Annotated in this window: 21 protein-coding genes; 12 read left to right on the forward strand and 9 right to left on the reverse strand. The window is 63.8% G+C overall.

Going from position 1 to position 21,073, the window contains the following annotated elements; translation table 11 throughout:
• The first annotated feature begins 25 nt into the window (after positions 1–25).
• The 3 genes from ACQY4G_RS06755 to ACQY4G_RS06765 all read left to right on the forward strand — a co-directional run bounded on the left by ACQY4G_RS06755 (position 26) and on the right by ACQY4G_RS06765 (position 2,627).
• Positions 26–1,726 (forward strand): bifunctional phosphopantothenoylcysteine decarboxylase/phosphopantothenate synthase, encoded by a 1,701-nt coding sequence (locus ACQY4G_RS06755; protein WP_421989679.1) that lies wholly within the window; start codon positions 26–28, stop codon positions 1,724–1,726.
• On the forward strand, positions 1,719–2,177 hold the full coding sequence (dut, locus tag ACQY4G_RS06760; protein WP_421989681.1) for a dUTP diphosphatase: 459 nt from the start codon (positions 1,719–1,721) through the stop codon (positions 2,175–2,177). The genes ACQY4G_RS06755 and dut overlap by 8 nt, the downstream gene beginning before the upstream one ends.
• A 192-nt stretch (positions 2,178–2,369) precedes the next feature.
• Positions 2,370–2,627: a YjhX family toxin gene (locus ACQY4G_RS06765; RefSeq protein ID WP_421989683.1), complete on the forward strand. Its 258-nt coding sequence runs from the start codon at positions 2,370–2,372 to the stop codon at positions 2,625–2,627.
• A gap of 75 nt (positions 2,628–2,702) precedes the next feature.
• On the opposite strand, the gene ACQY4G_RS06770 is transcribed toward ACQY4G_RS06765, so the two are convergent.
• From ACQY4G_RS06770 to secB, 4 genes are all read right to left on the reverse strand, one after another.
• Positions 2,703–3,407, reverse strand: a complete 705-nt coding sequence (locus tag ACQY4G_RS06770; protein ID WP_421989685.1) for a DUF4136 domain-containing protein — start codon at positions 3,405–3,407, stop codon at positions 2,703–2,705.
• A gap of 164 nt (positions 3,408–3,571) precedes the next feature.
• On the reverse strand, positions 3,572–4,585 hold the full coding sequence (gene trpS / locus ACQY4G_RS06775) for a tryptophan--tRNA ligase (RefSeq protein ID WP_421989687.1): 1,014 nt from the start codon (positions 4,583–4,585) through the stop codon (positions 3,572–3,574).
• Positions 4,586–4,589: 4 nt separating this feature from the next.
• Complete coding sequence (gene murJ / locus ACQY4G_RS06780; RefSeq protein WP_421989689.1) at positions 4,590–6,161, reverse strand: murein biosynthesis integral membrane protein MurJ; 1,572 nt, start codon at positions 6,159–6,161, stop codon at positions 4,590–4,592.
• Positions 6,162–6,190: 29 nt separating this feature from the next.
• On the reverse strand, positions 6,191–6,724 hold the full coding sequence (gene secB, locus ACQY4G_RS06785) for a protein-export chaperone SecB (RefSeq protein ID WP_067692920.1): 534 nt from the start codon (positions 6,722–6,724) through the stop codon (positions 6,191–6,193).
• A gap of 265 nt (positions 6,725–6,989) precedes the next feature.
• Here secB and ACQY4G_RS06790 point away from each other — a divergent pair, with 265 nt between their 5' ends.
• From ACQY4G_RS06790 to ACQY4G_RS06805, 4 genes are read left to right on the forward strand one after another with little or no spacing between them, the layout of a single operon-like run.
• Positions 6,990–7,643 carry a Tim44/TimA family putative adaptor protein gene (locus ACQY4G_RS06790; RefSeq protein ID WP_291168025.1) on the forward strand — a complete coding sequence of 218 codons (654 nt, stop codon included), beginning with the start codon at positions 6,990–6,992 and terminating at the stop codon, positions 7,641–7,643.
• Positions 7,644–7,670: 27 nt separating this feature from the next.
• Entirely contained in the window at positions 7,671–8,858 is a 1,188-nt protein-coding gene (locus ACQY4G_RS06795; protein ID WP_421989691.1) for a murein transglycosylase A, read from the forward strand.
• On the forward strand, positions 8,855–9,421 hold the full coding sequence (locus ACQY4G_RS06800; RefSeq protein ID WP_421989693.1) for a Smr/MutS family protein: 567 nt from the start codon (positions 8,855–8,857) through the stop codon (positions 9,419–9,421). Before ACQY4G_RS06795 ends, ACQY4G_RS06800 begins: the two co-directional genes overlap by 4 nt.
• A gap of 32 nt (positions 9,422–9,453) precedes the next feature.
• Complete coding sequence (locus ACQY4G_RS06805) at positions 9,454–10,092, forward strand: HAD family hydrolase (protein ID WP_421989695.1); 639 nt, start codon at positions 9,454–9,456, stop codon at positions 10,090–10,092.
• Positions 10,093–10,153: 61 nt separating this feature from the next.
• Here the strand turns inward: ACQY4G_RS06805 and katG are convergent, their stop codons facing one another.
• From katG to aroC, 4 genes are all read right to left on the reverse strand, one after another.
• On the reverse strand, positions 10,154–12,370 hold the full coding sequence (gene katG / locus ACQY4G_RS06810) for a catalase/peroxidase HPI (RefSeq protein WP_421989697.1): 2,217 nt from the start codon (positions 12,368–12,370) through the stop codon (positions 10,154–10,156).
• Between the two features lie 195 nt (positions 12,371–12,565).
• The gene (gene ahpF / locus ACQY4G_RS06815; protein ID WP_421989699.1) at positions 12,566–14,155 is read right to left on the reverse strand and encodes an alkyl hydroperoxide reductase subunit F; all 1,590 of its coding nucleotides are present in this window, start codon (positions 14,153–14,155) and stop codon (positions 12,566–12,568) included.
• Positions 14,156–14,325: 170 nt separating this feature from the next.
• Positions 14,326–14,892 carry an alkyl hydroperoxide reductase subunit C gene (ahpC, locus tag ACQY4G_RS06820; RefSeq protein WP_067692935.1) on the reverse strand — a complete coding sequence of 189 codons (567 nt, stop codon included), beginning with the start codon at positions 14,890–14,892 and terminating at the stop codon, positions 14,326–14,328.
• Between the two features lie 177 nt (positions 14,893–15,069).
• Positions 15,070–16,152 (reverse strand): chorismate synthase, encoded by a 1,083-nt coding sequence (gene aroC / locus ACQY4G_RS06825; RefSeq protein ID WP_421989701.1) that lies wholly within the window; start codon positions 16,150–16,152, stop codon positions 15,070–15,072.
• 158 nt (positions 16,153–16,310) lie between these two features.
• Between aroC and ruvA the strand changes: the two genes are divergently transcribed.
• The 5 genes from ruvA to ACQY4G_RS06850 all read left to right on the forward strand — a co-directional run bounded on the left by ruvA (position 16,311) and on the right by ACQY4G_RS06850 (position 20,312).
• Complete coding sequence (gene ruvA / locus ACQY4G_RS06830) at positions 16,311–16,916, forward strand: Holliday junction branch migration protein RuvA (RefSeq protein ID WP_421989703.1); 606 nt, start codon at positions 16,311–16,313, stop codon at positions 16,914–16,916.
• Positions 16,913–17,470, forward strand: coding sequence for a DsrE family protein (locus ACQY4G_RS06835; RefSeq protein WP_421989705.1), 558 nt, complete (start codon positions 16,913–16,915; stop codon positions 17,468–17,470). Before ruvA ends, ACQY4G_RS06835 begins: the two co-directional genes overlap by 4 nt.
• 197 nt (positions 17,471–17,667) lie before the next feature.
• A complete protein-coding gene (locus tag ACQY4G_RS06840) occupies positions 17,668–18,132 on the forward strand; it encodes a hypothetical protein (RefSeq protein WP_421989707.1) in 465 nt (154 codons plus the stop codon).
• On the forward strand, positions 18,129–19,154 hold the full coding sequence (ruvB, locus tag ACQY4G_RS06845; RefSeq protein ID WP_421989709.1) for a Holliday junction branch migration DNA helicase RuvB: 1,026 nt from the start codon (positions 18,129–18,131) through the stop codon (positions 19,152–19,154). The genes ACQY4G_RS06840 and ruvB overlap by 4 nt, the downstream gene beginning before the upstream one ends.
• A gap of 219 nt (positions 19,155–19,373) precedes the next feature.
• Positions 19,374–20,312 carry an MYXO-CTERM sorting domain-containing protein gene (locus ACQY4G_RS06850; protein ID WP_421989711.1) on the forward strand — a complete coding sequence of 313 codons (939 nt, stop codon included), beginning with the start codon at positions 19,374–19,376 and terminating at the stop codon, positions 20,310–20,312.
• Positions 20,313–20,334: 22 nt separating this feature from the next.
• Here the strand turns inward: ACQY4G_RS06850 and ACQY4G_RS06855 are convergent, their stop codons facing one another.
• Positions 20,335–21,066 (reverse strand): prolyl hydroxylase family protein, encoded by a 732-nt coding sequence (locus ACQY4G_RS06855; RefSeq protein ID WP_421989713.1) that lies wholly within the window; start codon positions 21,064–21,066, stop codon positions 20,335–20,337.
• Between the last annotated feature and the right edge of the window lie 7 nt (positions 21,067–21,073).

The following is a 21,073-nucleotide window of genomic DNA, read 5'->3' on the forward strand; positions in this document are numbered from 1 at the left end:
AAACGCAGGCTGCGGGGCGCATGACGTGAGCGGCCCGAAGATCCTGCTCGTCATCGGTGGGGGCATCGCGGCCTACAAGTCGTGCGAACTCGTTCGCCTGATCCGCAGGGCGGGCGGAGAGGTGACTTGCGTGCTGACCGAAGGCGGGCAGCAATTCGTCACCCCCATGGCACTCGCCGCGCTGTCCGAGAACAAGGTCTATACCTCGCTGTTCGATCTCAAGGACGAGGTCGAGATGGGCCATATCCAGTTGAGCCGCGAAGCCGATCTGGTGGTCGTATGCCCGGCCACTGCCGACCTTCTCGCCAAAATGGCTGCTGGCATCGCTGACGATCTGGCCACCACGCTGATCCTCGCTACGGACAAGCCGGTACTGACCGTGCCGGCGATGAATGTGAAGATGTGGGAGCATGCGGCAACGCAGCGCAATGCCGACTGGTTGCGCCAGGCGGGCGTTGCCGTGATGGACCCGGACGAGGGCCCGATGGCTTGCGGGGAATTCGGTCCCGGCCGCATGCCCGAGCCGCCGTCGATCCTCGCCCGGATCGCCGACGAACTCGATCTCGACATCGAAGTGCCCGAGCTGACCGCTGCGGCGCCGGCGCAGCTTGCGGCGCCTTCCGCCGATGAGGTCGGGGAAACCGAGGACGACCTCCACGAGCCGCTCGAGCCTGAGGACGAGGATGAAGTCGAACACAGTGGCGGAGGGCTTGGCGGCCTGCTGGCGATGATCATCCCGCGCTCGACCGAAAAGCGCAGCCATGACGAGATCGAGGCCGAACTCGAAGAGGTGCCCGAAGGTGAAGCGCCGGATGCACAGGACTTCCCCGAACCGGTCGAGTCGCCTGCGGATGCGGGGCCGATCCTGGCCGAGAAGGGCAAGGCGGCTTCCGCCCCGCCGACCGATCCGGAGGCACTCAATCTCGAGATCGCCCGCCACGATATGCGCGCCATGCCGCAGGAGAGCGCGGACGACATGGCGACTGCGGCCGTACCCTTCGACCAATCGCCGCTTGCCGGACAGGCCGCCTTCGATCCCGATCCCGAACACCGTCCGCTCTATGGCAAGCACGTGTTGATCACTGCCGGTCCGACGCGTGAGCCGATCGATCCGGTGCGTTACATCGCCAACCGCTCCAGCGGGAAACAGGGCTTCGCAATTGCCGCCATGGCCGCCGCTGCCGGGGCACGCGTCACGCTGGTCGCCGGCCCGGTCCATCTGCCGACGCCGGTGGGTGTCGACCGCGTGGACGTAGAAACCGCCGAGGACATGGCCGAGGAAGTGCGCCGCGCGCTGCCGGTCGATATCGCTTTCATGGTCGCCGCCGTGGCAGACTGGAAAAGCAAGCATGTCGCGGGCGAGAAGATGAAGAAGCGCGGTTCTGCGCCGCCCGCTCTGATCCTCGCCGAGAATCCCGATATTCTCGCCAGCACCGCGGCCGGGCACAAGCGCCCCACGCTGTTGATCGGTTTCGCCGCCGAAACCGAGAACGTGGTCGAAAACGCCAAGTCCAAGCGCAAGCGCAAGGGGGCCGACTGGATCATAGCCAACAACGTCTCGGGCGCGGAAGGTGACAGCGTGATGGGTGGCGATCTCAATCAGGTGCATATCGTCACCGCACACGGTATCGAAAGCCTCCCCGAAATGCCCAAGGAAGACGTCGCGCGCGAGTTGGTACGCCGTGCCGCCGAAGCGCTCGAACCGGTAGAGGACGGCCATGAATGATCCCGTCGGCGTTCGCCTGAAGCGCCTGCCTCATGGAGAAGGGCTCGCCCTGCCTGCCTATGCGACGCGGGGTGCCGCGGGGATGGACGTGCTTGCCGCTGAAGAGCTGACGCTCGAGCCGGGCCAGCGCCACGCAGTCGCGACCGGTTTCGCAGTGGCGATCCCGCCCGGCTTCGAAATCCAGGTCCGCCCGCGCTCGGGCCTTGCCCTCAAACATGGCATCACCGTGCCCAACACGCCGGGCACGATCGACAGCGACTATCGCGGCGAGCTGAAGGTCATCATGATCAATCACGGCGCCGAAGAATTCGCGATCGAGCGCGGCGACCGCATCGCCCAACTGGTACTCGCCCCCGTTACCCAGGCCGCATGGGAAGAGGTTGGCGAACTAGACGAAACGGACCGTGGTACGGGCGGATTCGGTTCGACCGGCGGTCACGAGAAACTCTGAGCGCTTGACCTGCGCAAGAGACATTCCCTACATCGCGCCCCTGCCAACATGGCCTAGAGGATCTATGACAGAGATTGCCATCCGCTGAGTTGCCCGGCCCGCAGGTGTCTGCGGGAGGGGTTGATGTGCGCGCCGCACGAGCAACCGCCGTGCCGGCACCGCGCCCTATGCCAGCAGATGGAATCCCGAAAATTGAATATCTCGAAATACGAACAGCGTGTGCTGCACGCGCTCGCTCAGGGTGGCCGCATCGACTTCATACGCGGCGCCAAAGGCCGCGTCGAAATCGTCGATTGCTTCAACCGCGACGGTTTTCGTCTTGTCGATTGTACACTTGCGGTCTTCGAACGCTTGCGCAAGCGGCGGCTCATCCGCAGCCGGGGCGGCAAGCCCTATCGCATCACGCGCGAAGGGCTGGCTGCAGTTCGCGCTCAGTTGGACAACCGCTAAGGCTCCACCAAAACCGGAAAGGGCGGCCCGCTCGGCAGGCCGCCCTTTCGATATTCCGATTTGTGTCGCCCGGGATCAGTCGATCCGGCGCACCGTGGTCTTTTCCGGCGCGATCGAGATGCGCAACGTCTCGCCCGAATTGCCGGGGAAGTCGGTGAACATGGCTTCGACGAGATTCGGTACCAGATATTGCAGGCTGTTCGAGGTCGAGACGGCCTGCGCCTTGCCTTCGAATAGCCTCTCGCCGGTGGCGGCGCGGTCGATCTTCATGTCGATCCCGCTGGTATAGACCGTATAGCTGCGCACTTCGGGCCCGCCGAACCACGGATCGTAGAAGCCGTAGCCCCAACGCCGTCCGGCAAAGCGCGGGTGGTAGTATCCCAGCCGGGTGCGATAGCCGAAGCGCGAACGATAGCCGTACCATGGCGAATAGAACGGGTCGTGAAAGCCGGTCGTGCGCACGCGTTCGCGACCATTGTCCACGCCGTAGTCGAAGCGGACCAGCAGTGAAGCATCATCGACCGATGGGGCCTGGGCATAGCCGAGGCGCGCCATCTGCGCTTCGACGAGGTCGGCATATTGGGCGAATTCGAGCCCGCCGGCGAGCGCCGGATCGTCCGCCACCACGTAATAGCTTTCGCCTTGCGGCGCGGGCAGCTGCGTCTGGAATCGCGACACATCGGCCTTGAACGGCGTGGTGCACGCGGCAAGGCCTGCGAGGATCATGGGAACGGAGGCAAGCTTGAGTTTGCGCCCCCAGCCCTTCTTAAGGTCGGTCATTCTAAGTCCCTTTCGACCACCGGCGCATCCATCGGTATACGCCTATTTGGGCAGCCAGCCGTTCCCCCGGGGCACACTGCCAATTGATATTCTACACGATAGACGAATGGCGATGAACCCGGATTGAATGTCCGGATTCACATTTGATGGCGTTTTCGAAAGGCTTAGCGGACGAGGCCGAGCGCCGAGTAGGTCGCATCGAGCGTCGGCCAGCTGAGCTCGCGGGCTTGGGCGGCGCCGCGCGCCAGGATCGCGTCGAGCGCTTCGCGATCGTCAAGCAATTGGACGAAACGCGTCGAGATCGGACGCAGCGTCTCGACCAGCAATTCGCCCAGCGCGGGCTTGAATGTGCCGAAACCTTCGCCGCCGAACTCGCCGAGGATGTCGTCGACGCTGCGGTCGGACAGCGCGGCGTAGATGGTCACGAGGTTCAGCGCTTCCGGCCGGCCTTCGAGACCCCCCGCCTCGCTCGGCAGCGGCTCGGGATCGGTCTTGGCCTTCTTGACCTTCTTCATGATCGTATCGGCATCGTCGGCCAGATTGATCCGGCTCATGTCGGACGGGTCCGACTTGCTCATCTTCGCGTCGCCATTACGCAGGCTCATGATCCGCGCGGCCTGCGGCGGCACGATCGGCTCGGGCAGGGTAAAGACGGGTGCCTCTTCGGAAGCGAAGTCGTTGTTGAACTTCTGCGCGATATCGCGGGCAAGTTCGAGATGTTGCTTCTGGTCCTCGCCCACCGGGACGTGCGTGGTCTGGTACAGCAGGACGTCGGCAGCCTGCAGCACGGGGTAGGAGAAGAGCGCGACCGACTGGCCCTCGCGGTTCTTGCCCGCCTTGTCCTTCCACTGCGTCATACGGTTGAGCCAGCCAATCCGCGCAGTGCCGTTGAGGAGCCATTGCAGTTCGGCATGGGCAGGGACCTGAGCCTGGTTGAACACCACGCTCTTGTGCGGGTCGATCCCGCAGGCCACCAGCGCGGCAGCCATTTCGAGCGTACCTCTCTTGAGCTCCGCGGGATCGTGCGGCTGCGAGATCGCATGGAGGTCTGCCAGGAAGAACAGGCACTGGTTCCCGTCCTCCATCGAATCCTGCATCCGCACCCAATTGCGAATCGCCCCAAGGTAATTGCCGAGGTGGAGATTGCCGGTGGGCTGGATTCCGGAAACTACGCGCATGGGATCAGGGATTTCTCTTTTGGGTCAGGACAGCGATGCGCTGCCGGTCGATCGCGCCGACCGCAAAGGCGACGCCGAAATAGACGATGGCGGAACAGGCGACGAGCACCGCAAGTGCTGCGAGACGCGCGAACAGTCCCGCGGCGAACCAGTCGGTTAGCAAATCGCGGGCGTAGAACAAGGCCAGACCCATCGCGCCCGCGGCGAACAACTGCCGGGCGATACGCAGCAACAGGGCCCCGGGCACCGCGTAATACCCGCGCTTCAGCAGCACGAGATAGAGGAACCCGACATTGATCCAGGCGCCGATCACGCTGGCGTAGGCGACGCCGATCACGCCGAATCGCTGGAGGAAGGCAAGGTTGAAACCGATGAAGACCGCGAGCGAGATGAAGGCCGCGATCACCGGCGTTTTGGTGTCCGCGCGGGCGTAGAAATTGGGCACCAGCACCTTGACCAGCACATAGGCTGGCAGGCCAAGCACCAGCGCTTCGAGCACTTCGCCTGCGATGGCTGCGTCTTCGATGCTGAAGCGCCCGCCCTGGAAGATCATCGTGACGAAGGGAACCGCACATACGGCCAGCGCGACCGCGGCGGGAATGGTCAGCAGCATCGACAGCTCGATGGCATCCGACTGGATGCGATCGGCGCCGTCCTTGTTCTCGCTGCCGACGAATCTGGACAGAGTCGGCAGGATCGCGGTCGATAGCGCGATGCCGATGATGCCCAGCGGAAGCTGGTTCAGCCGGTCGGCATAATTCATGTAGCTGACCGAACCGTCGGCCAGCTGGTTGAGGAAATAGAGCTGGATCAGCGTGTTGATCTGGTAGGCACCGCCGCCGATCGCCGCGGGCAGCGCGATGATCGACAGACGCTTTACCTCGGGCGTGATCCGCGGCCACAGCAGCTTTGGGCGAAAGCCCTCGACGCGGGTCCAGTAATAGAGCCAGGATAGCTGTATCACGCCCGCCCCGGTCACCGTCCACGCAATGGCATAGGCGACCTGTTCGATACTCCAGCCCAGCGTCCCGATCGCATATTCGCCACCCAGCAGCGCGGCGATCAGCACGAGGTTGAGAATGATCGGAAAGCTGGCCCCCGGCGCGAAGCGGCTGACCGAATTGAGCATGCCGGTGAACAGCGTCACTAGGCTGACCAGCACGATATAGGGGAACATGATCCGCGCGAAATCGACCGCCATCGCGAATTCGCCTGGATCGATGGGCTTTTCGCTCAAGAGCCAGATCACGCCGGGCATGGCCAGCATCATTACTGCGCACAGGGCGATGAGCACCGGCAGGAATACGCTCAGCACATCGTCGGAAAAACTGCGGGCGTCCTCGATCCCGCCCTCGCCATTGAGGCGCTTGGAGAACATCGGCACGAAGGCCGCCGAGAACGCGCCTTCCGCGAACAGGCGGCGAAAGACATTGGGAATGATGAATGCCTGGAACCAGGCATCGGTCACCGCATTGGCGCCGAGGACGCGCGAGAAGATCATCTCGCGCGCCATCCCGGCCACGCGACTGACCATGGTCAGCCCGCCGATCGTGCCGACGTTTCTGAGCAGGCTCACCTGTCAGAGCCCCCTTGCAAATCGGGCGCTCAGGCGTCGCCGGCCGGCGGGGTCGCGCCCTGGGCCTGCTGTTCCTGCGCGCGCGCCGCGAGCTGCTGCTGGTAGAGCGCGCCGAAATCCATCGGGTCGAGCATTAGCGGCGGGAAACCGGCATCGCGGCTGGCATCGGCGATGACACGGCGCGCGAAGGGGAACAGGATGCGCGGCGCCTCGGCGAAAAGGAAGGCGTGTGCCGCTTCATCGGGCAGGTTTCGCATTCCCATCAACCCGCAATAGGCGAGGTCGATGAGGTAGAGATTGCCCTTGCTGGTCTTGGCGGTGGCGGTGACCTTCAGCGTCACTTCGTGGACTTCGTCGGAAACCTTGTCGGCGGCGATATTGACCTGCACATCGAGCTGCGGCTGCTCGTTCCACTGGAAGCATTGCGGCGCATTCGGATTTTCGACCGACAGATCCTTGATGTATTGCGAGATCACGCCGGCGCTGGGCTGGTTGTCGGCGCCATTGGCGCCGGCTGCGGGATCCATGTTGAGATCGGTGAGAACGTCGCCTTCGTCGGCCATGAGTAGTCGCTTTCCAATTATCCGAATTTGGGTCCGGGTATGGCGCTTGCGGCCGCGCCGGACTGTCGGGGCGCGCGCCTAGCACTGTCGGACGTGTGTAGCAATGCGCAGGGCATCGCCCGTTACGGCCCTCGTCGCGCATCCGCTTGTTCATCGCACCCCCATTGTCGGTTTGTAATTCCTTCCTATCTAGGGCAGTAAGAATGTTGGACTGCCGGGGGCGTATCGCCTTCCGCAATCAGATGCAGGGAAGCAGGTTACTTACGTGATCACCGAGATCGTTATCCTCGCCATGATCGCCGCCTTTCTGGGGCTGCGGCTCTATTCGGTGCTCGGCCGCCGGTCCGAGCATGAGGAGGAGGTCATTCCGCACCGGTTCGAACGCAGCGACGCGCCGCCGGCAGCGGATGTCGCTCCGCGCCCCGTGCGCCAGCCGGTCGTCCTGCGCGCGGGCGATGATCGCGCGCCGGCGAACGAAGCGGGCATTCGCGCGATTGCCTCGGCCGATACGGGATTCGACCTGCTCGGCTTCCTCGAAGGCGCCAAGGGTGCCTACGGCATGATCCTCGAGGCCTTCTGGAAGGGGGACAAGGAAACGCTGCGCGAACTCGCGGACGATGACGTCTACGAAAGCTTCGCCAGCGCGATCGATGCGCGCGAGGGTGCGGGCGAAACGCTCGACAATCGCCTCATCCGGATCGAGGATGCGAGTGTGCGTTCGGCCGAACTCGATGGACGCACGGCCCGCATTTCGGTCCTGTTCGTGGCCGACATCGCCGCAGTCACGCGTGACGCCGATGGCAATGTCATCGCCGGCTCGATGGACGATGCGATCGAAAGTCGCGATGTGTGGACCTTCAGCCGCAATATCGATGCCGCCGATCCCAACTGGGTGCTCGACGAGACCGACGAGGGCTGACGCCCCGCTGCATCCGGGGAGGGGTACATGCGCAAGCTGATGGCGATCGCGGCGATGCTGGCGCTGGCTGCCTGCGTTCGCATGGTCCCCGACACGAAACCCCCGCAAACAGCCGGCCCGCTTCCGCCAGGCACCGTATCGAGCGCCGCTTTTGCCCCGATATCGAGCGGCGAGAGCGTCGGGTCCCTGGGCCTCTCGCCCGAAGATGCCGGAACCGCGCTCGTATCTTTCATCGAATCGTGCCCCTCGATTCTCAATCGCGACGATGCCAGCGGGCTGACCTTTGCCGAGGACTGGCGTCCGGCATGCGAGGCTGCGGCAAGCTGGCCGGTCACCGATGCAAGGCGCTTCTTCACCAGCTATTTCGAAACCGCCCGCGTGGGCGATGGTGCGGCCTTCGCCACCGGCTATTTCGAGCCCGAGATTCGCGGCAGCCGCAGGCGCGCGCCGGGCTATGACGTGCCGATCTATGCGGTGCCGCCCGAACTCACCCGCGCCTGGCCTGCCGACATGCCAGAGAGCGAGCGCGAAGGACGCCCGCCGCTGGGGCGCTATGACGACAATGGCGAGTTCGTGCTCTTCTACGATCGTACCGAGATAGAGCTGGGCGCGCTGGAAAATCGCGGGCTGGAAATCGCCTGGGCGGCCGACCCGGTAGAATTCTTCTTTCTCCAGATTCAGGGATCGGGCCTGCTTCGCCTGCCCGACGGTTCTTTGTTGCGAATCGGCTATGCCGGGCAGAACGGGCGGGAGTATGTCGGCATAGGCCGCGTCATGCGCGAACGCGGCTTGATCGGCGAAGGCACGCCCTATGCCACGTCGATGCAGGGCATCATGGCCTTCATCCGCGACAATCCGGCCGAGGGACGCGACATCATGCGGCTCAACAAGAGCTGGGTGTTCTTCCGCGAACTCAACACCGACGGCCCGCTGGGCTCGATCGGCGTGCCCGTGCGACGCGAAGCCTCGGTTGCGGTCGATCCCAATTTCGTACCCTATGGCGCGCCGGTCTTCCTCGATATGGACAGCGACGTCGCCGACGGCCTGTGGATCGCACAAGATACGGGCGGCGCGATCAAGGGCGCAAATCGCTTCGACACCTTCTGGGGCAATGGCGCGGATGCGCGCGAGATCGCCGGCAGTATGAGCTCGCGCGGGTCGGCGCTGGTCCTGTTGCCGCGCGGGACGATCGAGCGTCTCGAAGCGCGGCGATGAGCGCGCCGCGCGGCCTGTCTGCGGAAGAGAGCGAGGCATGGGACAGGCTGGCGGCGACGGTTGTGCCGCTTCACCCGCTCAAGCCCGTCCAGCCTCGCCCCGCGCACGAGGCGCAAGCTCCGGCGGCGCCCGAGCCGGCTGGGAAAGTCCGCCTGCCAAAAGTGCCGAAGCCTGCCGGTATTGCATCGCCTGCACCCGCACCGCCGCCACGTCTGGATCGGGGGCTGGATTCGCATTGGGATCGACGGCTGAAATCGGGCACGCTCCAACCTGAACTGACGCTCGACCTGCATGGGCACAATCTCGATGCCGCCTACGACCGGCTGATGAGCGGGGTGGCGCAAGCGCGCGGCATGGGCGCGCGCACGATCTTGCTGATTACCGGCAAACCGCGTCCCGTCGAGGCGGCGGATCGCGGATCGCGGCGCGGGGCGATTCGCGCCAAGGTGCTCGACTGGTTGGCCGCGTCCAATCACCATTCAGCCATTGCCGCCGTCCGCCGCGCGCACCAAAGGCATGGCGGCGACGGGGCGCTCTACATCGTCCTCAAGCGCGAGCGCTGAATATGCTGGCCATATTCGATTGCGATGGAGTCTTGGTCGATAGCGAAGTTCTTGTCACCAAGGCGCATGTTCGGGCTCTGGTAAACGCAGGCTATTCGATAACCGAAGCACAGCTGGTGGACAGATTTTTAGGAGTATCAGATCGCCACATGTATGCCGAGATCGAACGCGAGATTGGCCGGGCGCTGCCGGGCCGATATCATAAAGAACTCTCAGAACATCTGCAGCGGATGATGGCAGCCGAGCTATCGCCAGTGCCCGGTGTGGCCGACGCTCTGAGCCGCCTCCGTCATCCGGCTTGCGTTGCCTCGAGCAGCACTTCGGAAATGCTGGCATTCAAACTGCACAGGACCGATCTGCTGCATCGCTTCGAAGGGCGCGTTTTTAGCGTTGATGATGTGCGTCTGGGAAAGCCCGCGCCCGACCTGTTTCTTCACGCTGCACGCCGGCTCGGAGTGGAACCGAATGCCTGCGTGGTGATAGAGGACAGTGTTAACGGCATCCGCGCCGCTCGTGACGCCAATATGCGGGCGATTGGCTTCGTCGGTGCCAGTCATATTCCCGAGGGTTACGGCCAGCGGCTTCGTGATGCCGGGGCCGAGGCCGTCTTTCCCAGCTTCCAGCGCCTGAGCGACGAAATGCCAGAGCTCTTCACGTCCTACCCAGGGTAAAAAAAGCCCCCGACGTTTGGTCGGGGGCCCTCGGTGGACGACCAGCTTGGTCGCCTGACCATCAATTATTATACTTTTTGTACAGAATGTCAAAACGATCCGCGTCCATCACCTTGGTCCAGGCCTTGACGAAATCGTCGACGAATTTTTGTTCGTTACCGTTTTCGGCATAGACCTCGGCAACGGCGCGGAGCTGCGAATTCGAACCGAAGACGAGGTCGGTGCGCGTCGCGTGCCACTTCACATCGCCCTTCAGACGGCACTTGCCTACGAATTCCTCGTCGCCGCTTTCGTCGACCACCTCCCACACCGTGCCCATTTCGAGCAGGTTGGTGAAGAAGTCGTTCGACAACACGCCGGGGCGATCGGTGAGAACCCCGATGCGATTGCCATGCGCCGCGTGCTTCGACACCGCGCCTAGTGCGCGCATGCCGCCCACCAGAGCGGTCATTTCGGGCATGGAAAGGCCGAGCAGGTGGGCCCGGTCGACCAGCATGTCCTCGGTCTTCACCGACGCCTTGGTCTTCAAATAGTTGCGGAAGCCGTCGGCGAAGGGCTCGAGCGGTTCGAAGCTCTCTGCATCGAACTGGTCTTCGGTGGCGTCGCCGCGACCGGTGGTGACGGGAACGGTGACCTCGAAACCGCCGTCCTTGGCCGCCTTCTCGATCGCCGCCGCACCGCCGAGCACGATGGCATCGGCCATCGAAATATCGCCGCGCAGCTCATCGAGCTTGTCGAGCACTTTGCCCAGCTCTTCCGGGTCGTTCACCGCCCAGTTGCGGATCGCGTCGAAGCGGATGTGCGCGCCATTGGCCCCGCCGCGGTGGTCCGAATTGCGATAGGTCGAGGCCGAGGCCCAGGCTGCCTTGACCAGCTCGTCGACCGAAAGGCCGCTATCGAGCACCGCCTTCTTGAACTCGGCAACCGCACTGTCCGAGGGGGTGGTACCTTCGGGTATCGGGTCCTGCCAGATCAGGTCCTCATCGGGCACTTCCGGGCCGAGGTAGCGGACCTTGGGCCCCATATCGCGGTGGCACAGCTTGAACCATGCGCGGGCGAAAGCATCGTCGAGCGCGGCCTGATCGTCGCGGAAGCGTTCGGAAATCTTGCGATATTCCGGATCGCGCTTCAGCGCCATATCGGCGGTGGTCATCATCGTCGGGACCTTCTTGTTCGGGTCCCGTGCATCAGGCGCCATATCCTCGGGCTCCGGATCGATCGGCTGCCACTGGTTCGCGCCGGCGGGCGACTGGACGAGTTCGTAATCATACTTGAACAGCAGGCGGAAATAGTCGCCACCCCACTGTGTCGGGTTCGGCGTCCACGCGCCTTCGATCCCGCTGGTCGTAATATGACCCTTCTCGATTTCTTCCGGATCGGTCAGCCAACCGAAGCCCATGCGGTGCAGGTTCTCGCCTTCGGGCGCTGAACCGAAAGTGTCCGCAGGCTTGGCGCCATGCGCCTTGCCGAACGCATGTCCGCCGGCCGTCAGTGCCACGGTTTCCTCGTCGTTCATGGCCATGCGGGCAAAGGTCTCGCGCATGTCGCGCGCCATGCCTTCCGCATCGTGCGGATTGCCGCCGGGCCCTTCCGGATTGACGTAGATCAGGCCCATCTGGATCGCCGCCAGCGGGTTTTCGAGCGCCTTGCCCTCATCGGGGATGATGCGCGTTTCCGCGCCGGTATCGACCCATTGTTCCTCGGTGCCCCAATAGACAAGCTCGGGCTCGAACACGTCCTTGCGCCCGCCGCCGAAGCCGAAAACCGGGCCGCCCATCGATTCGATCGCGACATTGCCGGTCAGGATGAACAGATCGGCCCAGCTGATATGCTTGCCGTACTTCTGCTTGATCGGCCACAGCAGGCGGCGTGCCTTGTCGAGATTGCCGTTGTCGGGCCAGCTGTTGAGCGGGGCGAAGCGCTGCTGCCCGCTACCCGCGCCGCCGCGCCCGTCGCCCGTGCGATAGGTACCCGCAGCATGCCAAGCCATACGGATGAAGAAGGGACCGTAATGACCGTAATCCGCCGGCCACCATTCCTGGCTGTCGGTCATCAGATCGGTCAGGTCTTTCTTCAGCGCCTGGTAGTCGAGCGCGTTGAAAGCCTCGCAATAGTCGAAATCCTCGCCCATCGGATCGGGATTGCGCCCGCTCTGGCCGAGGATGTCGAGCTGCAGCTGATCGGGCCACCAGTCGCGATTGGTTCGACCGAGCAGGTCGCGCGTACCCGCATCGCCATGAAAGGGGCAGCCGCTCATTTCACCGGTTTTGGCATCCATCGTTCTCTCTCCACTCCTGAGACTCGCTGATATCTCCTGCAGACAGGAATGCGCCTTTGTCGGTTATTCGTCCAATCGATTAATTGCGTCGATTTGATTGCCGCAAGCGATGAGGCGACGAAACGCACCCCAAATGCGAAAAGCGTCGCCATCCTTTTGGAATGGCGACGCTTTCGTGTCCGTAGCGTGACGAAGTCAGGCGGCCTTCGCGATGTCCTCGGCGGGCTCTGTCCGGATGAGGTAATCGAATGCCGACAACCCCGCCTTTGAGCCCTCGCCCATGGCGACCACGATCTGCTTATAGGGCACGTCGGTCACGTCGCCCGCGCCGAAAATACCCGGCAGGTTGGTGCGGCCCTCTTCGTCGGTGACGATCTCGCCGAACTTCGTGAGTTCGAGGCCGGAGCCCTGCAGCCATTCAGTATTGGGTACGAGGCCGATCTGGACGAAGACGCCTTCTACCTCGACGCGCCGTTCGTCACCACTCGCGCGATCCTTGAGGATCAGGCCGTCGACCTTGCCGCCCGAGCCGGTGATCTCGGTCGTCTGGCCGCTGGTGACGATCTCGACATTGGCCATGCTGCGCAGTTTCTTCTGCAGCACGTCGTCGGCGCGCAGCTTGTCGTCATATTCGATCAGCGTGACGTGGCCGACGATCTTGGCTAGGTCGATCGCCGCCTCCACGCCCGAATTGCCGCCGCCGATCACCGCGATGCGCTTGCCCTTGAACAGCGGACCGTCGCAGTGGGGGCAATAGGCGACGCCCTTGTTGCGGTATTCGGCCTCGCCGGGAACGCCCAGATTGCGCCACCGCGCGCCGGTCGCAAGGATCAGGCTGCGTGCCTTGAGATTCGCGCCATTGCCCAACTCGATCGTGTGCAGACCGCCACCTTCCTTGGCAGGGACGAGCTTTACCGCCTTGGCGAGATCCATCAGGTCGATCTCGTACTCGCCGACATGGCTTTTGAGCTCGCCCGCCAGCTTGGGGCCTTCGGTATAGGTCGTGCCGGGCAGGTTCTCGATGCCAAGCGTGTCGTGCAGTTGGCCGCCGAAGCGTTCGGCAGCGATGCCGGTGCGAAAGCCCTTGCGCGCGGTATAGATCGCCGTGGCCGCGCCAGCGGGGCCGCCGCCGATAACGAGGACTTCGAATGGCTCCTTGGCCGACAGCTTTTCCGCCGCCTTTTCCTCGCTGCCGGTATCGAGCTTGGCGAGGATTTCGGCCAGTTCCATCTTGCCGTTGTAGAATGGTTCGCCGTTGAGGAAGGTAGCGGGCACCGCCATCACTTCGCGCGCATCGACTTCGTCCTGGAAGGTGCCGCCCTCGATCAGCGTGGCGGTGATGCGCGGGTTTTCGAGCGCCATCAGCGTCAGCGCCTGCACGACATCGGGGCAGTTGTGGCACGAGAGCGAGAAATACATCTCGAAGTTGAAATCGCCCTCCAGCCCGCGGACCTGTTCGAGCAGGTCGGCATCGACCTTGGGCGGGTGGCCGCCGGCCCACAGCAGGGAGAGGACGAGCGAAGTGAACTCGTGCCCCATCGGCAGGCCCGCAAAGCGAACCCACTTTTCCGCATCGCTCGCGCGGCGGATGACGAAGCTGGGCTTGCGCTCGTCGGTGCCGTCGAATTGCGCACTGACGAGGTCATGCAGCGCTGCGATTTCTTCGAGCAACTCGCGAGTTTGCGCACTCTTGGCGTCCTCGCCGAGCGAAGCGACCAATTCGACCGGTTCGCGCAGATTGGCGAAATAGGTCTTCAATTGCTGGGTCATCGTTGCATCGAGCATGGGCGGACTCCGGGCGTCGGGTGGGACGGCGTTCGAAAATTCGGGAGAGAGGAAAAGGCCCGGGGCGAGGGGGGAGGGAGATGCCCCGGGCCTTCCAGCGACCCGAGTCTTGGTTCGGGTGGATGAGCGGGCGCCGCTAGCGCGCCCGATCTGTAGCCGGAATGAACGGCTTAGATTTTGCCGACGAGGTCGAGCGAGGGGGCCAGCGTATCGCTGCCTTCTTCCCATGCCGCCGGGCAGACCTGGCCGGGGTTGTTGCGCACGTACTGGGCAGCGCGGATCTTGCGGACCAGTTCGTTGGCGTTGCGGCCGACGCCTTCGCAGGTCTGTTCGACCAGCTGGATCACGCCATCGGGATCGACTACGAAAGTGGCGCGATCGGCGAGGCCTGCGCCTTCACGCAGCACGTCGAAATTGCGTGCCAGCACGTGGTTCTGGTCGCCGAGGAACGGGAAGTTCAGCTTGCCGATCTTCTCGCTGGTGTCGTGCCAGGCCTTGTGGCTGAAGTGGGTGTCGGTCGACACGCCGTAGACCTCGACGTCGAGCTTCTGGAGCATTTCGTAATGCTCGCCGAGGTCTTCGAGCTCGGTCGGGCAAACGAAGGTGAAGTCGGCCGGATAGAAGAAGAAAACGGCCCACTTGCCCTTCACGTCTTCCTCGGTGACCTCGAAAAAGTCCTTGCCCGCCTGGAAGGCGGTGGCGGTGAACGGTTTGATCTCGCTTCCGATGATACCCATGAATGTCTCCGTTGTTCGGGTTGAAACTGATGGGCGTCAGATAAGGCCTGTTGCAATGCACAAAAGCGATAAGTTGCGATTGGAAGAATCGAAATAATCGATCAAATCGATGGAACTTTCGGGAAGGGCATCGAAGCAGGCAGCTTGTTGCGCGCGGCCGAGGCGTGTGGCCTCAGACTACCCGCATTGCGCGCGGTGGAGCAGCTTGTGATCGGCCAGTACCAGCGCCATCATCGCTTCGACCACGGGTGTGCCGCGGATGCCGACGCAAGGGTCGTGGCGGCCCTTGGTGCGGACCTCGGTCGCCTCCCCGTCGCGGGTCACGCTCTCGACCGGCGTCAGGATCGAGCTGGTCGGCTTGAAGGCGACGCGGCAGGTCACCGGCTGGCCGGTCGAGATGCCGCCCGCGATACCGCCGGCATGGTTGGCCTTGAACCGCGGGCCGTCGTTGCCCTCCTCGTTTAAGGAAGGCCGCATCGGGTCGGCGTTCTGCTCGCCGGTCAGCCGCGCGGCCTCGAAACCGTCGCCGATCTCGACGCCCTTGACCGCATTGATGCTCATCATGCCTGCAGCGAGGTCAGAATCTAGCTTGGCATAGACGGGCGCGCCCCAGCCGGCGGGCACACCCTCGGCCACGCATTCGACCACCGCGCCGAGCGAGGAGCCGGCCTTGCGCGCCTCGTCGACCAGTTTCTCCCAGCGCTTTGCGGCCTGTGCGTCGGGGCACCAGAAGGGATTGCGCGCGATCTCCTCGCGGTCGAAATTGGCCCGGTCGATCCGGTCGCCGCCGATTTCGGCGACATAGGCGAGGATACTGACCTCGCCGACGACCTTGCGCGCCACCGCGCCCGCCGCCACGCGCATCGCCGTCTCGCGCGCCGAACTGCGCCCGCCGCCGCGATAATCGCGCAAGCCGTACTTCGCGTCATAGGCATAGTCGGCATGGCCCGGGCGATAGGTCTTCGCGATCTCCGAATAGTCCTTCGAGCGCTGGTCGGTGTTCTCGATCAGCAGGCTGATCGGCGTGCCCGTGGTCCTGCCCTCGAAAACGCCCGAAAGGATGCGGACCGCATCGGGCTCCTTGCGCTGCGTGGTGAACTTGTTCTGCCCCGGCTTCCGCGCATCGAGGAAGGGCTGGATGTCCTCTTCCGACAGCACGATACCCGGCGGGCACCCGTCGACCACCGCGCCGATCGCGGGGCCGTGGCTTTCGCCCCAGGTGGTAAAGCGCAAGACGCGTCCGAAAGTGTTCCAGCTCATGGAGCCACTTCTAGCCCAACCCCCGTTCGTGTCGAGCGCAGTCGAAACACCTTTTTCTCTCCTCGCGCCAAGCCAGCCTCTCGACTTCGCTCGAGACGAACGGGGAGAAGGAGGCGGGGCCACTGGCAAATTGAAGCGGTTAGCGTAAAGAACAAACCATGATTGCGAAGCTCAAGGGCCTGCTCGACGAAACCGGAACCGACTGGGCGGTGATCGACGTCTCGGGCGTCGGCTATCTGGTCCATTGCTCGACCAAGACGCTCGCCGCGCTGGGCGAAGTGGGCGAGGCGTGTACCGTCTATACCGACCTGCAGGTGTCCGAGACCGACATGCGCCTGCTCGGCTTTGCCGAGGCCGCCGAGCGCGACTGGTTCCGCCTGCTGACGCAGGTGCAGGGTGTGGGCAGCAAGGTGGCGCTGGCGATCCTCTCCGCGCTGTCGACAGGCGAGGTGCAGGCCGCCTGCTCTAACGGCGATGCGGCGATGATCGCGCGCGCCAACGGGGTGGGGCCCAAGCTGGCAGGTCGCATCGTCAACGAGCTCAAGGACAAGGCCGGCGCGCTGCCGGGCGGCGGCATGGCTGGCGCGACGATGGCAGCGACACCGGCGGGCGGCGCCAGCGCCGATGCGGTGAGCGCGCTCGAAAACCTCGGCTTCAAGCCTGCGGTGGCCGCGCGCGCGGTGGCGGCGGCGCAGGGTGAACTGGGCGAAGACGCAAGCGAGGGCGACCTCATCCGCATCGCGTTGAAGAGGGCAGCGGGATGACGAACACGGTTTTGAAAGTAACCCTGATGAGCGCGGCAGCGGCCCTGCTGGCGACTGCGGTGAGCGCGCAGGACATGAGCGCCTTCAAGACCGGTCCGGTGTTCGAGGATTTCGGCCCGCACGCGCCGGTCGAGGGCGTCGAGACATTCGCGCCCGATACCCAATTTGCGCACAGCTTCGATGTGGCGAAAGCCGCCGAGGACGGCGGTCGCAATCGCAGCTTCGAGAGCGCGGCGCGGTTCATCAACATGCATGTCGAGCATGGCGTGGCCGAAGAGAACATCCGCGTCACAGTGGTGGTGCATGGCAAGGCGGTCCACGACCTGCTCTCGGCCGAGGTCTGGGCGGCGCACGATCTGGAAGGCGAAAACGGCAGTGCTGACATGGTTCGCGCGATGCTCGACCAGGGCGTGCGCTTCATCGTCTGCGGCCAGAGCGCGGCGGCCTATGGGGTGACCAAGGACGAGCTAATCGAGGGCGTCGAAATGGACCTCTCCGCCATGACCGCCCACGCTATGCTCCAGCAACGCGGCTACACGGTGAACCCGTTTTGATGGAGCCGGCGTCAATCGAGTCTCACTATCCTACGGTCGTTAATTCGATCATTGGTAGACTAATCGCGTCAGACAGGCTGCTGAATGAAATCGATGAAAGCAAAGAGCACAGTGACAACTGGCTCAGGCTAGACTCGATTGCATTACAGGTCAGGAAGGTTTGCGAGTTGGTAATGCTAGGGTCAACGTTAGCACACTTGCAGGAGGGGACGGAGCTCGATCCCAAGCATTGGCATCCGAAAGACGCGTTCAAAGAGATCGAAAAATTCAACGAGAACCCCTTGCCTATTCCCTTGCAGCTCTTTGTGAGCGTCGGTGCTGATGGTGAGAAGCAATTCGTGCCTGCGATGAAACCGATGACACTTGGAGCTTTAAACCGCGTGTACGGACAGTGTGCCAATATCTTGCACGTGCCGTCTGCTCAAAAGGTTCTTGAAGACAAGATAGTCCCGTTTGAATGGCAAAAATATCGGTCGTGGGTGGATGATTTCATTCGCTTAATGCGTGCTCATGCACTTCTCTTACCGGCAGTTCAGTCGGTCATCATTTGTCAGTGGTCAGGAGCCGCCGGGGCACAACCGCAAATCATACTAGCAGAGGGAGTTGGAGAGGCTGTGCTAAATCCAGATGGACTCGGTGAGTTCAGTCTTCTCACATCATGACCGAACCCGTCACCCTCCATTCGCCCGACCGGCAGCCGGAAGACCCGGATGCGGCGCTGCGGCCCAAGAGCCTCGAGGAGTTCGTCGGGCAGAAGGCGGCGCGCGAGAATTTGCGCGTTTTTATCGAGGCTGCGAAGAACCGCGGCGAGGCGATGGACCATGTCTTGTTCTTCGGGCCTCCGGGCCTTGGCAAGACCACGCTGGCGCAGATCGTTTCGAAGGAGCTGGGCGTCGGCTTCCGTGCCACCAGCGGGCCGGTAATCGCCAAGGCGGGCGACCTCGCCGCGCTGCTCACCAATCTCGAACCCAACGACGTGCTGTTCATCGACGAGATCCACCGGCTCAATCCGGTGGTCGAGGAAGTGCTCTACCCGGCGATGGAGGACCGCGCGCTCGACATAATTATCGGCGAGGGGCCGTCGGCGCGCAGCGTGCGCATCGACCTGCCGCCCTTCACACTGGTCGGCGCGACCACGCGGCAGGGGCTGCTGACCACCCCCTTGCGCGACCGCTTCGGCATCCCGGTGCGATTGAATTTCTACACCGAAGACGAGCTGCTCAAGGTCGTCACCCGCGGTGCGGGGCTGCTCGGCATGGGCATAGACGAGGGCGGCGCGCGCGAGATCGCTCGCCGCTCGCGCGGCACCCCGCGGGTCGCAGGCCGCCTGATGCGGCGCGTGCGCGACTTCGCCTCGGTGCTGGGCGAACCGGTGGTGACCGCGAAGGTCGCCGACGAGGCCCTTACGCGACTCGAAGTCGATTCGCTCGGCCTCGATGCAATGGACCGGCGCTATCTCACCATGATCGCGACCACCTACAAAGGCGGGCCGGTCGGCGTGGAGACGCTCGCGGCGGGCCTGTCGGAGCCGCGCGACACGGTGGAAGAGGTGATCGAGCCCTACCTCATCCAACTCGGCCTTATCGCGCGAACCGCGCGCGGGCGCTGCCTCAACGATGGCGGTTGGGCGCATCTCGGCCTGTCGCCGCCATCGAGACCGCAGGGCGATATGTTCGACAAGTAGGCTTACCCGCGCGGTAAGAAAGCCACATCCGAGGGTCCCGAAACGGGACGGGGCTTGCACAACCCTCGCAATTCCGCGAAAAATTTACTTTCTGGGTGCATGAGCGATCAGTAAATTCATTCGGGGACCCTAAACGGGGATTCGCATTGGTGGTCCAAGATCGCGAAAGGGGATGGATTTTTCTCTTTCCCTCGCGCGGTCGCAAGAGGAAGTTTAACGATGTCGGTCAAGTCAGCTCTCGCCAAACTCTCGGCCACCGCGGCGGGTGGCGCGCTGCTCGCGGGCGGTGCGGTGCATGTCGCCGAAAAGCCGATCACCGACGATCCGCAATACAAGTCGAAGCAGGTCAAATACGTCAAGCAGGCCAAGCCGCGTGCCGTACCTCGGCCGACCGTGCCGCGCGCTCGCACGATCCCGCGCCAGATCGAATGCATACCCGCCGAATCGCCCGAAGCGGCCTATAATCCCGACAACATCTGCCCGCCGGTCTATCGCCAGGCGATGGCGCCCGTTCCCGTTCCCCCGCTGCCTGCATCGGCGCCGGTCAGCGGCGGAGGAGGTGCTGCCCGCTCGATTGGGGGAGGCGGCGGTGGCGGCTTCGGCGGCGGTTTCGGTGGCGGCTTTTTCGGCGGATTCTTCACCGGATCGAGCGGCGGCGGCAGCGTGGTCGTCAATTCGACCACTACTACCGGCGGCGAGCCGGGCGACGTTATCGTCGACGTCTCGACCACCACCTCGACAGGCGGCAGCTCTACCTCGACCTCGACCGGCGGTTCGTCGACCTCGACCTCGACGGGCGAAGTGTCGACCACCACAAGCTCCAGCACTGGCGAAGTGTCGACCTCGACCGGCGCGGTATCGACGTCCACTGGCGAGGTGTCGACCTCGACCGGCAGCGTCTCGACCTCGACTGGCGAGGTATCGACCACGAGCGGCAACATCACTTCGAGCACGAGCTCGTCGTCCTCGACCAGTACGTCGAGCTCGACCTCCTCTTCGACATCCACGTCGAGCTCAACCTCGTCCTCGACCAGCTCGTCGACCTCGAGCAGCAGCGGCGGCACCGAAGTGCCCGCCCCGCCGATGATGGCACTGTTCGGGATGGCGGCCGCCGCGATTCTCGGCCGCCGCAAGTTCCGCATCAAGCGCGGCGCCTGATCCGCCCGACCCGCGCGCTGCTTTAGTCGCGCGGGCTGAGACTCCATTCGCCCTGACGGTACCATTGCGTCACGACATATTTGGTGCCCGCCTCAACCGGTCGGGCGGCGTGCCGCGTGGCCCTGTTGGGCCGCCCCTTGCGGTCCATATTGTCCCACATCACGAGCAGGCCGGGTTCGGGATCGATCGCGAGATCCAGCTCGGGAAATTCGGTCGCGCCGCCCGCTTCGACCGCATTGAGATAGACCATCGCGGTCCAACTGCGCTGACCGCCTCTTCGGCGTTCCTTTTGCCAGTGCGCGCTTTCGGGGCGCAAATGGTCGCGGTGGTGGCGATATTCCTCGCCTTCGCGATAGCGCTGGCCCTGCAGCGGTTCGGCATGGACCGCATCGATCCCCGTCACCGCACCGATTGCGCTGGCCAGCGCGCGGGTTTCGGGCATCTCTTGCTGGAAGAAATGCGTCGAACTGGTGCGTCCGCGTGGCGATACCTTTTCTGAGAACAGCACCGAGGGCTGGATCCGGCTGTCGATGATCGCGATCAGCTTGCGGCATTCCTTGGCGCTCAAAAGGCCGCGCAGCAGGAAGAGATCGGCCTTGCCTCCGCCGCGTGGTTCCACGCGCGGATCGGCCAGCAGCCGCTCGCGCACTTCATCGCCGATCGCCCGCAGCTTGGCGGGATCGTTTTGCGGATCTATCGGGCCGCGCCCTGAGAGTTTCGCCAGCCAACCGCGCAACGCCATGTTATCGGGCATCCAGCTC

Origin of the sequence: Qipengyuania sp. (assembly GCF_965277845.1) — a bacterium.
Taxonomy (GTDB): Bacteria; Pseudomonadota; Alphaproteobacteria; order Sphingomonadales; family Sphingomonadaceae; genus Qipengyuania.